The organism is Pseudomonas sp. S2_C11 (assembly GCF_054668395.1).
The window spans coordinates 127,501-140,993 of the sequence record NZ_CP162765.1 but is presented as its reverse complement, the minus strand read 5'-3'; the positions used below and the strand labels follow the sequence as shown (position 1 = coordinate 140,993).

11 protein-coding genes, 4 tRNA genes and 2 rRNA genes (1 of these 17 running past the window's edge) are annotated in these 13,493 nt (G+C 54.9%); all 17 read right to left on the bottom strand.

Annotated features, from left to right (window positions below):
• Positions 1-25: 25 nt before the first annotated feature.
• Positions 26-4,099, bottom strand: a complete 4,074-nt coding sequence (gene rpoB, locus AB4N48_RS00645; RefSeq protein ID WP_016772939.1) for a DNA-directed RNA polymerase subunit beta — start codon at positions 4,097-4,099, stop codon at positions 26-28.
• 221 nt (positions 4,100-4,320) lie between these two features.
• Complete coding sequence (gene rplL / locus AB4N48_RS00640; protein WP_007962228.1) at positions 4,321-4,686, bottom strand: 50S ribosomal protein L7/L12; 366 nt, start codon at positions 4,684-4,686, stop codon at positions 4,321-4,323.
• A gap of 73 nt (positions 4,687-4,759) precedes the next feature.
• On the bottom strand, positions 4,760-5,260 hold the full coding sequence (gene rplJ, locus AB4N48_RS00635; protein WP_008081912.1) for a 50S ribosomal protein L10: 501 nt from the start codon (positions 5,258-5,260) through the stop codon (positions 4,760-4,762).
• 198 nt (positions 5,261-5,458) lie between these two features.
• Entirely contained in the window at positions 5,459-6,154 is a 696-nt protein-coding gene (rplA, locus tag AB4N48_RS00630; RefSeq protein ID WP_024014523.1) for a 50S ribosomal protein L1, read from the bottom strand.
• Positions 6,154-6,585: a 50S ribosomal protein L11 gene (gene rplK / locus AB4N48_RS00625; protein ID WP_003176435.1), complete on the bottom strand. Its 432-nt coding sequence runs from the start codon at positions 6,583-6,585 to the stop codon at positions 6,154-6,156. The genes rplA and rplK overlap by 1 nt, the downstream gene beginning before the upstream one ends.
• Before the next feature lie 118 nt (positions 6,586-6,703).
• Positions 6,704-7,237: a transcription termination/antitermination protein NusG gene (nusG, locus tag AB4N48_RS00620; protein WP_007957598.1), complete on the bottom strand. Its 534-nt coding sequence runs from the start codon at positions 7,235-7,237 to the stop codon at positions 6,704-6,706.
• A gap of 9 nt (positions 7,238-7,246) precedes the next feature.
• On the bottom strand, positions 7,247-7,615 hold the full coding sequence (secE, locus tag AB4N48_RS00615) for a preprotein translocase subunit SecE (RefSeq protein ID WP_016772937.1): 369 nt from the start codon (positions 7,613-7,615) through the stop codon (positions 7,247-7,249).
• A gap of 45 nt (positions 7,616-7,660) precedes the next feature.
• Positions 7,661-7,736, bottom strand: a tRNA-Trp gene (locus tag AB4N48_RS00610).
• A 53-nt stretch (positions 7,737-7,789) separates the two neighbouring features.
• A complete protein-coding gene (gene tuf, locus AB4N48_RS00605) occupies positions 7,790-8,983 on the bottom strand; it encodes an elongation factor Tu (RefSeq protein ID WP_064361246.1) in 1,194 nt (397 codons plus the stop codon).
• Positions 8,984-9,068: 85 nt separating this feature from the next.
• Positions 9,069-9,144 (bottom strand) — tRNA-Thr (locus AB4N48_RS00600).
• A 27-nt stretch (positions 9,145-9,171) separates the two neighbouring features.
• A tRNA-Gly gene (locus AB4N48_RS00595) sits at positions 9,172-9,245 on the bottom strand.
• Between the two features lie 25 nt (positions 9,246-9,270).
• Positions 9,271-9,355: transfer RNA gene (locus AB4N48_RS00590), tRNA-Tyr, on the bottom strand.
• A 142-nt stretch (positions 9,356-9,497) separates the two neighbouring features.
• Positions 9,498-9,929, bottom strand: coding sequence for a hypothetical protein (locus tag AB4N48_RS00585; protein WP_095181969.1), 432 nt, complete (start codon positions 9,927-9,929; stop codon positions 9,498-9,500).
• A gap of 7 nt (positions 9,930-9,936) precedes the next feature.
• Positions 9,937-10,689 carry a pantothenate kinase gene (locus AB4N48_RS00580; protein ID WP_460094626.1) on the bottom strand — a complete coding sequence of 251 codons (753 nt, stop codon included), beginning with the start codon at positions 10,687-10,689 and terminating at the stop codon, positions 9,937-9,939.
• The gene (gene birA, locus AB4N48_RS00575) at positions 10,679-11,632 is read right to left on the bottom strand and encodes a bifunctional biotin--[acetyl-CoA-carboxylase] ligase/biotin operon repressor BirA (protein ID WP_460094625.1); all 954 of its coding nucleotides are present in this window, start codon (positions 11,630-11,632) and stop codon (positions 10,679-10,681) included. Before birA ends, AB4N48_RS00580 begins: the two co-directional genes overlap by 11 nt.
• Before the next feature lie 132 nt (positions 11,633-11,764).
• A 5S ribosomal RNA gene (gene rrf / locus AB4N48_RS00570) occupies positions 11,765-11,880 on the bottom strand.
• Between the two features lie 154 nt (positions 11,881-12,034).
• Positions 12,035-13,493: ribosomal RNA gene (locus AB4N48_RS00565) — 23S ribosomal RNA — on the bottom strand; it runs 1,435 nt beyond the window's last position.

The following is a 13,493-nucleotide window of genomic DNA, read 5'->3' as shown; positions in this document are numbered from 1 at the left end:
CCCCGCTCTCGATTCGCGTCACGTGTTATTCGGTTTCCAGATCGATATCGATGCCGAGGGAACGAATTTCCTTGATCAACACGTTGAAGGACTCGGGCATGCCCGGCTCCATACGGTGATCGCCATCCACGATGTTCTTGTACATCTTGGTACGGCCGTTCACATCGTCCGACTTCACTGTGAGCATTTCTTGCAGAGTGTAAGCAGCACCGTATGCTTCCAGTGCCCAGACCTCCATCTCCCCGAAACGCTGACCACCGAACTGCGCCTTACCACCCAGCGGCTGCTGGGTAACCAGGCTGTAAGAACCGGTAGAACGCGCGTGCATCTTGTCGTCTACCAAGTGGTTCAGCTTCAGCATGTACATGTAGCCAACGGTAACTGGACGCTCGAACTTGTTGCCGGTACGGCCGTCGGTCAGCTGCATCTGGCCGCTTTCCGGCAGGTCTGCCAGTTTCAGCATGGCCTTGATTTCGCTTTCCTTGGCGCCGTCGAACACTGGAGTGGCCATTGGAACGCCGCCACGCAGGTTGTTCGCCAGATCGAGGATTTCCTGATCGGAGAAGCTGTCCAGATCTTCGTTACGACCGCCGATCTGGTTGTAGATCTCGTCCAGGAAAGTGCGCAGTTCAGCGACTTTACGCTGCTCTTCGACCATCCGGTTGATCTTCTCGCCCAGACCTTTGGCCGCGAGGCCCAGGTGGGTTTCGAGAATCTGACCAACGTTCATACGCGAAGGTACGCCCAGCGGGTTGAGGACTACGTCGACCGGGGTGCCATTGGCATCGTGCGGCATGTCTTCAACCGGCATGATCACGGAGACCACACCCTTGTTACCGTGACGACCGGCCATCTTGTCGCCCGGCTGGATGCGGCGACGGATTGCCAGGTAAACCTTGACGATTTTCAGCACGCCTGGAGCCAGGTCATCGCCCTGCTGCAGTTTGCGCTTCTTGTCTTCGAACTTGTCGTCCAGCAGACGGCGACGATCAACGATGTAGGCCTGAGCCTTCTCGAGCTGCTCGTTCAGCGCATCTTCAGCCATGCGCAGTTTGAACCACTGGCCGTGCTCAAGACCGTCGAGTACTTCGTCGGTGATGTCCTGACCTTTCTTCAGGCCGGCGCCGCCTTCGGCCTTGTGGCCTACCAGTGCGGAACGCAGACGTTCGAAAGTCGCGCCTTCAACGATGCGGAACTCTTCGTTCAGATCCTTGCGGATCTCGTCCAGCTGGGACTTCTCGATCGACAGTGCACGAGCATCACGCTCAACGCCGTCGCGGGTGAAGACCTGTACGTCGATGACAGTACCTTTGGTGCCGGTTGGCACGCGCAGGGAGGTGTCTTTAACGTCGCTGGCTTTTTCACCGAAGATTGCACGCAGCAGTTTTTCTTCCGGAGTCAGTTGGGTCTCGCCTTTCGGAGTGACCTTACCCACCAGGATGTCGCCTGCGCCTACTTCAGCACCTACGTATACGATACCGGCTTCGTCCAGCTTGTTCAGTGCAGCTTCACCCACGTTCGGGATGTCCGCAGTGATTTCCTCTGGGCCAAGCTTGGTGTCACGGGCCACACAGGTCAGTTCCTGAATGTGGATCGTGGTGAAACGGTCTTCCTGAACAACACGCTCGGACAGGCAGATGGAGTCTTCGAAGTTGAAGCCGTTCCATGCCATGAACGCGATGCGCATGTTCTGACCCAGTGCCAGCTCACCCATGTCGGTGGACGGGCCGTCGGCCATGATGTCGCTACGCTGAACCCGATCACCTTTACGTACCAGCGGACGCTGGTTGATGCAGGTGTTCTGGTTCGAGCGGGTGTATTTGGTCAGGTTGTAGATGTCGACACCGGCTTCACCGGTTTCAACTTCGTCATCGGCAACACGAACCACGATACGGCTGGCGTCGACGGAGTCGATCACGCCACCACGACGAGCCACGACGCAAACGCCGGAGTCACGGGCTACGTTACGCTCCATGCCGGTACCTACCAGCGGCTTGTCAGCGCGCAGAGTCGGTACAGCCTGACGCTGCATGTTCGAACCCATCAACGCACGGTTGGCGTCGTCGTGCTCAAGGAACGGAATCAGCGACGCTGCAACCGACACAACCTGCTTCGGCGAAACGTCCATCAGGGTGACGTCTTCCGGCGCCTTGACGGTGAATTCGTTCAGGTGACGTACGGCAACCAGTTCGTCGATCAGGACTTTCTGCTCGTTCATGGTCGCCGAAGCCTGCGCGATCACGTGATCGGCTTCTTCAATAGCGGACAGGAACACGATCTCGTCGGTGACCACACCCTCTTTCACCACGCGGTACGGGCTTTCCAGGAAGCCGTACTGGTTGGTGCGAGCGTACGCAGCCAGGGAGTTGATCAGGCCGATGTTCGGACCTTCCGGCGTTTCAATCGGGCAGACACGACCGTAGTGAGTCGGGTGTACGTCACGGACTTCGAAGCCTGCGCGCTCACGAGTCAGACCGCCAGGGCCGAGTGCAGAGACACGACGCTTGTGGGTGATCTCGGACAGCGGGTTGTTCTGGTCCATGAACTGCGACAGCTGGCTGGAACCGAAGAACTCTTTCACCGCCGCAGCCACTGGCTTGGCGTTGATCAGGTCTTGCGGCATCAGGCCTTCGCTTTCAGCCATCGACAGACGCTCTTTGACCGCACGCTCAACACGTACCAGGCCAACGCGGAACTGGTTCTCGGCCATTTCGCCTACGCAGCGAACACGACGGTTACCCAAGTGGTCGATGTCATCGACGATGCCTTTACCGTTGCGGATGTCGACCAGAGTCTTCAGGACCGCGACGATGTCTTCCTTGCACAGCACGCCCGAACCTTCGATCTCGGTACGACCGATACGACGGTTGAACTTCATCCGGCCGACCGCAGACAGGTCATAACGCTCAGGGCTGAAGAACAGGTTGTTGAACAGGGTCTCGGCAGCGTCTTTGGTTGGCGGCTCGCCTGGACGCATCATGCGATAGATCTCGACCAGCGCTTCCAATTGGTTGCTGGTGGAGTCGATCTTCAGCGTGTCGGAGACGAACGGACCGCAGTCGATGTCGTTGGTGTACAGGGTCTCGATGCGAACCACCTGGGCCTTGGCGATCTTTGCCAGGACTTCAGTGTTCAGCTCGGTGTTGCATTCGGCCAGGATTTCGCCGGTAGCCGGGTGCACGATAGCCTTGGCGGTGGTGCGGCCGAGGACGTAGTCCAGTGGCACGTCCAGCGTCTTGATACCGGCTTTCTCGATCTGGTTGATGTGGCGCGCGGTAATACGGCGGCCTTGCTCAACGATGACCTTGCCCTTCTCGTCCTGGATGTCCAGAACCGCAACTTCACCACGCAGGCGCGATGGCACCAGTTCCAGGCTGAGGGTTTCGCCGCTCAGGTGGAATACGTTGGTGGTATAGAACGCGTCCAGCACCTCTTCGGTGGTGTAACCGAGTGCGCGCAGCAGTACCGAAGCCGGCAGTTTGCGACGACGGTCGATACGCACGAAGACACAGTCTTTCGGGTCGAATTCGAAGTCCAGCCACGAACCGCGGTAAGGAATGATGCGAGCCGAGTACAGCAGTTTGCCGGAGCTGTGCGTCTTGCCGCGGTCGTGGTCGAAGAACACGCCCGGGGAACGGTGCAGCTGGGAAACGATAACACGCTCGGTACCGTTGATTACGAAGGTACCGTTCTCAGTCATCAGGGGGATTTCACCCATGTAGACTTCTTGCTCTTTGATGTCCTTGATCGCTTTGTTCGACGATTCTTTGTCGAAGATGATCAGGCGCACTTTTACCCGCAAAGGTACGGCGAAAGTTACACCGCGCAATACGCATTCTTTGACATCAAATGCCGGTTCGCCCAGGCGATAACCGACGTACTCCAGCGCAGCATTGCCGGAGTAGCTGATGATCGGGAAAACGGATTTGAAGGCCGCATGCAGGCCCACGTCGCGGAACTGATCTTTAGTCGCTCCCGCTTGCAAGAATTCACGATACGAATCCAGCTGGATGGCCAGGAGGTAAGGCACATCCATGACGTCCGGCAACTTGCTAAAGTCCTTGCGGATACGTTTTTTCTCAGTATATGAGTAAGCCATCAGCGTTCCCCAGCTTGGTCACCTGCTTGTTTGGCCCCTCCCGACGGGAGCAGCCAGAAAATCGTGCAAACCCCATGGTTTGCGCCACCGCATCGGGTGGTTACAGCGCCTTTATCAGCACCGACCCAGTCGGCTGCCAATAACGGAAAAAGGCCGGTGGCAAGAGCCACCAGCCATCAGCCTGTCGCTTGACGCTCGGGCTGGAGGAGCAAAGTCGATGCTTACTTCAGCTCGACTTTAGCGCCTGCTTCTTCCAGCTTCTTCTTGGCGTCTTCAGCCGCTTCTTTCGAAACGCCTTCAGCTACAACCTGAGGAGCGCCGTCTACTTTCTCTTTGGCTTCTTTCAGGCCCAGACCAGTCAGCTCACGAACTGCCTTGATCACGTTAACCTTCTTCTCGCCAGCTTCCAGCAGAACAACGTTGAACTCGGTTTGCTCTTCAACAGCAGCAGCAGCTACAGCTGGGCCAGCCGAAGCGGCAGCAGCGGTAACACCGAAGGTTTCTTCCATCGCTTTGATCAGCTCAACGATTTCCACTACGGATTTCTGGCCGATTGCTTCGATGATTTGTTCGTTAGTCAGAGACATGACTCAATTCCTGAATTGGGGGACGGCCTACGCGACCATCGAAATAAACAAAAAACGCGAAAAGTGACGAGCCTTAGGCTGCGGCAGCTTCTTTCTGGTCGCGAATTGCCGCCAGAGTACGAGCCAATTTGCTGGTTGCGCCTTGAATCACGCTCATCAGCTGAGAAATTGCTTCGTCACGGGTCGGCAGAGTTGCCAGTACGTCGATCTGATTAGCTGCGAGGAACTTGCCCTCGAACGCAGCTGCCTTGATCTCGAACTTGTCCTGACCCTTGGCAAACTCTTTGAAGATACGGGCAGCAGCGCCCGGATGTTCGTTCGAGAATGCAATCAGGGTCGGGCCGGTGAACACGTCGTTGAGGACACTGTATTGAGTGTCAGCAACAGCGCGCTTGAGCAGGGTGTTACGTACAACACGTACGTAAACGCCAGCTTCACGAGCCTCTTTACGGAGTCCGGTCATTGCGCCTACTGTTACGCCACGTGCATCAACCACGACAGCGGACAGAGCGACTTTGGCAGCCTCGTTGACTTCAGCGACGATGGCCTTCTTGTCTTCGAGATTAATTGCCACGGGTTTAACTCCTGCTTGTTACCGTTTCATTCGATCGGAACCGAATGTCGTTTTGGTGTCTGATTCGGTAAGGAACCGGGAGCACCATCTGCGTAGGCTTGAGGTTTAAGGCTTGCGCCGCCTACGGTCTTGGATAGCCCCCGCCAGGCAGGGACCCCAATCTTTCAATTGGCGCGACAATCCGCGCCAACCTTTGTCTTACGCGTCGAGCGAGCTCTGGTCGATAACCAGACCTGGGCCCATAGTGGTGCTCAGGGTAACGCGCTTGACGTAAATACCTTTCGAGGAAGCTGGCTTGATACGCTTCAGATCAGCGATCAGGGCTTCAACGTTTTCCTTCAGCTTGACGGCGTCGAAGCCGATCTTGCCAACGGAAGTGTGGATGATGCCGTTTTTGTCGGTGCGATAACGAACCTGACCAGCCTTGGCGTTCTTGACCGCGTTGGCTACGTCTGGAGTTACGGTGCCGACTTTAGGGTTAGGCATCAGGCCACGTGGACCGAGGATCTGACCCAACTGACCTACAACGCGCATGGCATCCGGGGATGCGATCACTACGTCATAGTTCAGGTCGCCGCCTTTCATTTCGGCAGCCAGGTCGTCCATACCTACACGATCAGCGCCGGCAGCCAGAGCGGCCTCAGCAGCTGGACCCTGGGTGAACACAGCAACGCGAACGGTCTTGCCAGTGCCGTGTGGCAGCACAGTAGCGCTACGAACAACCTGGTCGGATTTACGCGGGTCTACACCCAGGTTTACAGCAACGTCGAACGACTCGCTGAACTTGACAGTCGACAGCTCGGCCAGCAGAGCAGCGGCGTCTACAATGTTGTAGGCCTTGCCTGCTTCGATTTTGCCGGCGATAGCCTTTTGACGCTTGGTCAGCTTAGCCATTACACACCCTCCACGTTAAGGCCCATGCTACGAGCAGAACCGGCGATAGTACGCACGGCTGCATCCATATCAGCTGCAGTCAGATCCGCGTTTTTGGTTTTCGCGATTTCTTCCAGCTGAGCACGGGTAACGGTGCCAACCTTAACGGTGTTCGGACGAGCGGAACCGCTGGTCAGACCGGCCGCCTTCTTCAGCAGAACCGAAGCAGGGGTGGATTTGGTTTCGAAAGTGAAGCTACGGTCGCTGTAGACAGTGATGATCACTGGAGTCGGCAGACCTGGCTCAAGACCCTGGGTACGGGCGTTAAAAGCCTTGCAGAATTCCATGATGTTCACGCCGTGCTGACCCAGAGCAGGACCAACCGGTGGACTTGGGTTAGCCTGAGCGGCCTTCACTTGCAGCTTGATGTAAGCGGTAATCTTCTTGGCCATGAGGCACTCCAATTACGGGTTCGAACGCCTCGAAAGGCTCCCCGGTTACTTGCGCGTTTATCCCAGTGACGACAAAACCCCACAGCCTAAGGCTGCGGGGTTGGGATTGCTTGTCCAGTTAGACCTTCTCGACCTGACTGAACTCGAGCTCCACCGGAGTAGAGCGACCGAAAATGAGCACTGCCACTTGGATCCGGCTCTTTTCGTAGTTAACTTCTTCCACAACGCCGTTGAAATCAGCGAATGGACCGTCATTGACACGTACCGTCTCGCCCGGCTCGAACAAAGTCTTCGGCTTCGGCTTGTCGCTACCATCAGCAACGCGACGCAGAATCGCTTCTGCCTCTTTATCTGTAATTGGCGCAGGCTTGTCAGCGGTACCGCCGATAAAACCCATCACCCGAGGAGTATCCTTGACCAAGTGCCAAGTACCCTCGTTCATATCCATCTGGACCAGCACATAGCCTGGAAAGAACTTCCGTTCGCTTTTGCGCTTCTGGCCGTTACGCATCTCAACCACTTCTTCAGTGGGAACCAGAATCTCGCCGAAGCCATCTTCCATGCCAGCCAGCTTTACGCGCTCGATCAGCGAGCGCATCACATGCTTCTCGTAACCCGAGTAAGCATGCACAACATACCAACGCTTAGCCACGGGACACCCTTAGCCGACAATCAAGGAAACAAGCCAGCCGAGCAGGGAATCAAGACCCCACAACAGCAACGCCATAACCAGAACAACAGCCACGACAATCAGCGTGGTCTGCGTGGTTTCTTGGCGAGTTGGCCACACGACTTTACGAATCTCGGTGCGAGCTTCCTTAACCAGCACAAAGAAAGACTTGCCCTTCGCGGTCTGCAAGCCTACAAAGGCAGCTACAGCAGCAATGGCAAGCAAAGCGAGTACACGGTACAGGATCGGCGAAGCAGCGTAATACTGATTGCCAACAACGCCAACAACCACCAAAGCGACTACTACAAGCCACTTGAGCAGATCGAAGCGAGAGCCTTGAGCTTCAGCTTTAGGAGTCATCTATGAAGATCCTGTGAAAAGAAAGCCAGACACACCGAGTGAATCTGGCAGGTCAGGAGGGAATCGAACCCCCAACCTACGGTTTTGGAGACCGTCGCTCTGCCAATTGAGCTACTGACCTAAAACAAAATCAGGCCGACCATTATGCCGGCCCGAAAAATACATTACAACCGCTTATTCGATGATTTTGGCTACGACACCAGCGCCGACGGTACGACCGCCTTCACGGATAGCGAAACGCAGACCGTCTTCCATCGCGATGGTTTTGATCAGGGTAACAGTCATCTGAATGTTGTCACCTGGCATTACCATTTCAACGCCTTCTGGCAGCTCGCAGTTACCAGTCACGTCAGTAGTACGGAAGTAGAACTGTGGACGATAGCCTTTGAAGAACGGAGTGTGACGACCACCTTCTTCCTTGCTCAGAACGTAAACTTCTGCGGTGAACTTGGTGTGCGGCTTGACCGAACCTGGCTTGACCAGAACCTGGCCACGCTCAACGTCGTCACGCTTTGTACCACGCAGCAGAACGCCGCAGTTCTCGCCAGCACGACCTTCGTCGAGCAGCTTGCGGAACATTTCAACACCGGTGCAAGTAGTAACGGTGGTGTCACGCAGACCAACGATTTCCAGCGGGTCCTGAACGCGAACGATACCGCGCTCGATACGACCAGTCACAACAGTACCGCGACCCGAGATCGAGAATACGTCTTCGATTGGCATCAGGAATGGCTTGTCGATCATACGAACTGGTTCCGGGATGTAGGCATCCAGAGTTTCAACCAGTTTCTTGACGGCAGTGGTGCCCATCTCGTTGTCGTCTTTGCCTTCCAGCGCCATACGAGCCGAACCGATGATGATCGGAGTGTCGTCGCCCGGGAAGTCGTAAGTCGACAGCAGGTCACGAACTTCCATCTCAACCAGTTCCAGCAGCTCAGCGTCGTCTACCAGGTCAGCCTTGTTCAGGAAGACCACGATGTACGGAACGCCAACCTGACGGGACAGCAGGATGTGCTCACGGGTTTGCGGCATCGGACCATCAGCGGCCGAGCAAACCAGGATAGCGCCGTCCATCTGAGCAGCACCGGTGATCATGTTCTTCACGTAGTCAGCGTGACCTGGGCAGTCAACGTGAGCGTAGTGACGGATCTTCGAGTTGTACTCAACGTGCGCGGTGTTGATGGTGATACCGCGAGCTTTTTCTTCTGGTGCACTGTCGATCTTGTCGAAGTCAACGATTGCAGAACCGAAAACTTCGGAGCAAACGCGAGTCAGAGCAGCAGTCAGAGTGGTTTTACCGTGGTCAACGTGACCAATGGTCCCAACGTTGACGTGGGGCAGGGAACGATCAAATTTTTCCTTAGCCATCGATATCACCCTCTACAGAAGAAATTAGACAAACAATATCAACCATTAAAACAAAGGCAGATATTTTCATATCTGCCTTGTTATATGGAGCTCTTGAGCGGATTTGAACCGCTGACCTCACCCTTACCAAGGGTGTGCTCTACCAACTGAGCTACAAGAGCATAACCCTTTTGCACAACCTGCAAACTTGGAGCGGGTAGCGGGAATCGAACCCGCATCATCAGCTTGGAAGGCTGAGGTTCTACCACTAAACTATACCCGCGGAGCCTGCAGCTCACGCTTAAATCTGGTGGAGGGAGAAGGATTCGAACCTTCGAAGTCGTAGACGTCAGATTTACAGTCTGATCCCTTTGGCCGCTCGGGAACCCCTCCTAATCAGGCCGGCATTCTATATCATGCCAAACCCCTGTCAAGCATTTTCTCATTTAAAAACCTGAGGTTAGCTGCGTTGACACGCTTCACTTCGAATCCCGTTTAAGGTGTTCGCTGTGGAGCGGGCGCCATTCTATGCAAACTATTGAGCAGGTGCAACCCCTTCGCACAGCATTATTTTATGTTTTAACTCATTGAATTCCTTGGAAAGGTTTTGCAACTGCAGATCGCCCAACAAACGCTGGCTGTCCGGCGCAGCTGCCAGCCAGTACCCGCTTCCGGCAGCATCTTTCGGCAGGGATTGCACATTGACTTTCATCGCCACCAGACGCTGTTGCAACCTGGCAATTGAATCTTCGTCAGAAAATCCACCAAGGAACAAGCACTGCTGACGCGGCGCCACCTCGCCTCTTCGACCTTCACCTGCGGTTTCGCTCAGCAGACGGATATCCTGCTGCGAACCACGATACAGATTAAGAGGCGTTACATCTTTGGCTCGCAAGGGCGCTTCCTGCTGATGCCAGACATAGTAAAAAACATTGAGTACAACCAGCAGCAGGAACAACCAACGCATATAAACCTCAAGACAAGGGACAAGCCATCGCCAAGCCGACAAAAACCAGGTCGGGCACAACCCTGGCGTCAGGCGCGACGCCTTTAACCAACTCGGCATCCCCTCCCGTAATAAAGACGGCGAATTGCTCTCCCCAGTACGCTCGAGCCAGCTCTAATTGAGTGAGAACGAAGCCCCTCAGCATCAAAGAACAACCGCGCTCCACCGCTTCAACGGTGGTCTGTCCCGGGACGTGACTGGAAAGGGCGCGCTCTGCTGCTTCATCACCATAACGAATTTTACGGGTATGGGTGCGCAACTGGTTTCGCATCAAAGGCATACCAGGACAAATGAACCCCCCGAGATGCTCACCGTCAGCCGCGACAAAATCGGCAGTGACCGCGGTACCGAAATCGAGAACCAGGCAAGCACTTCCGGCAGCCAGGTGGAAGCCGCCGAGCATCGCCAGCCAGCGATCAAGCCCCAGACGCTCATAGTCTTCATAGCCGTTTCGAACACCGGACATCTCGCGGGCGGGTTTCGCACACACGATAGGAATACCGAACGCGCGCTCAAGCATTTCGGTTAAAGCGCTGGTTTCCTCGTTAGTCCTGACGCTTACCAAACGACACTTGCGCAGCGAGAGCGACTTTATGATCCGTAGACTCTCAAGCAAAGCCTGATTGGAATCTACAACTCCTTCCGAGACCAGCCCACTCGCCGACGCATCCAGCACGCGCCATTTGATAAAACTATTGCCGCAGTCAAGCTCAAGAATCATCACGCAACCTCAGGCTGAGCTCTCCACCACTAAAGACTTTTTCAACACCATCTACAATCAAGCGCAACCCGCCTTGGCTATCAATCCCGAGCACTATCCCATCGATATGGCTGTTACCCGCGATCAACGACACGGATCGACCCTGCCACAGATGATTTTCCGCCCATTCTGCCTGCAGACTTGCGAACCCGTTGAGCTGGTGTTTATGGGTATAAGCTTTGAGTTGATTACTCAACTCAACCACCAGAGCATTGCGATCGCAGGCTTTGCCTGACTCCAGTTTTATAGAAGTCCATTGCTGGTCGACCTCATCGGCAACCTGCATATTCACGTTGATTCCTATACCCAATACAACATGACATACATCCGCCGGATCGCCGACGAGTTCGAGCAGGATGCCGGCTATTTTCTTGTTACCCACCAAAACATCGTTGGGCCACTTCAAACCGGCATTGGGCACGCCGGCGCTTCGCAAGGTCTGCATCACGGCCAAGCCAACAACAAGGCTCAACCCCTCAAGCTGACGCATGCCGCCATCTATTCGAAGAACCAGGCTGTAATAAAGATTTTCCGCAAATGGGCTCACCCACTTGCGGCCTCGACGACCACGGCCTGCCAATTGTCGCTCCGCGAGCACCAAAAACGGCGCGGGGGTGCCCTCACTGATGGAGCGCAGAGCTTCGGCATTTGTCGAGTCGACGGAGTCGAACACACGCACCGGCCATTGCGGCATCTTCCTGGTTATTTCAAGAGGATCAAGGAGCATCAGAGGCGCCGACAATTGATATCCGCGACCGCGAACTTTATGGATCGACAGGCCAAGTTCAGCTTCAAGCTGTTGTAGCTGCTTCCATACAGCACTTCGGCTAATTCCCAGGGCAACGCCCAAGTCCTGTCCGGAATGGAATCGTCCATCCTTCAGTAGATTCAACAACGTCAGCATGCAGGTATCGCCTCACAATGAGGCCCGCATAATAGCCATGCCCCGGGCCGTTGCATAGAAATCAAGCGGGCACATTTCTCGCAGGCAAAACAAAACCCCAACTGCTTTCGCAATTGGGGTTTCGGAATTTAATCTTGACGATGACCTACTCTCACATGGGGAAACCCCACACTACCATCGGCGATGCATCGTTTCACTGCTGAGTTCGGGATGGGATCAGGTGGTTCCAACGCTCTATGGTCGTCAAGAAATTCGGGTACTGACTCGGGACCAGACGGCCTCGCTTCAGCAAATTGGGTATGTGACAGCTAGGTGTTTGTGAATTTCGAACTTTCGGTTCGTTTCGTCTTCACACACCGCAATCTGGTGCCTTTTCAGGTCAGCAAATTGCTTGGGTGTTATATGGTCAAGCCTCACGGGCAATTAGTATTGGTTAGCTCAACGCCTCACAGCGCTTACACACCCAACCTATCAACGTCGTAGTCTTCGACGGCCCTTCAGGGAACTCAAGGTTCCAGTGAGATCTCATCTTGAGGCAAGTTTCCCGCTTAGATGCTTTCAGCGGTTATCTTTCCCGAACATAGCTACCCGGCAATGCCACTGGCGTGACAACCGGAACACCAGAGGTTCGTCCACTCCGGTCCTCTCGTACTAGGAGCAGCCCCTCTCAAATCTCAAACGTCCACGGCAGATAGGGACCGAACTGTCTCACGACGTTCTAAACCCAGCTCGCGTACCACTTTAAATGGCGAACAGCCATACCCTTGGGACCGGCTTCAGCCCCAGGATGTGATGAGCCGACATCGAGGTGCCAAACACCGCCGTCGATATGAACTCTTGGGCGGTATCAGCCTGTTATCCCCGGAGTACCTTTTATCCGTTGAGCGATGGCCCTTCCATACAGAACCACCGGATCACTAAGACCTACTTTCGTACCTGCTCGACGTGTCTGTCTCGCAGTCAAGCGCGCTTTTGCCTTTATACTCTACGACCGATTTCCGACCGGTCTGAGCGCACCTTCGTACTCCTCCGTTACTCTTTAGGAGGAGACCGCCCCAGTCAAACTACCCACCATACACTGTCCTCGATCCGGATAACGGACCTGAGTTAGAACCTCAAAGTTGCCAGGGTGGTATTTCAAGGATGGCTCCACGCGAACTGGCGTCCACGCTTCAAAGCCTCCCACCTATCCTACACAAGCAAATTCAAAGTCCAGTGCAAAGCTATAGTAAAGGTTCACGGGGTCTTTCCGTCTAGCCGCGGATACACTGCATCTTCACAGCGATTTCAATTTCACTGAGTCTCGGGTGGAGACAGCGCCGCCATCGTTACGCCATTCGTGCAGGTCGGAACTTACCCGACAAGGAATTTCGCTACCTTAGGACCGTTATAGTTACGGCCGCCGTTTACCGGGGCTTCGATCAAGAGCTTCGCGTTAGCTAACCCCATCAATTAACCTTCCGGCACCGGGCAGGCGTCACACCCTATACGTCCACTTTCGTGTTTGCAGAGTGCTGTGTTTTTAATAAACAGTCGCAGCGGCCTGGTATCTTCGACCGGCATGAGCTTACGGAGCAAGTCCTTCACCCTCACCGGCGCACCTTCTCCCGAAGTTACGGTGCCATTTTGCCTAGTTCCTTCACCCGAGTTCTCTCAAGCGCCTTGGTATTCTCTACCCAACCACCTGTGTCGGTTTGGGGTACGGTTCCTGGTTACCTGAAGCTTAGAAGCTTTTCTTGGAAGCATGGCATCAACCACTTCGTGTTCTAAAAGAACACTCGTCATCAGCTCTCGGCCTTAAGATCCCGGATTTACCTAAGATCTCAGCCTACCACCTTAAACTTGGACAACCAACGCCAAG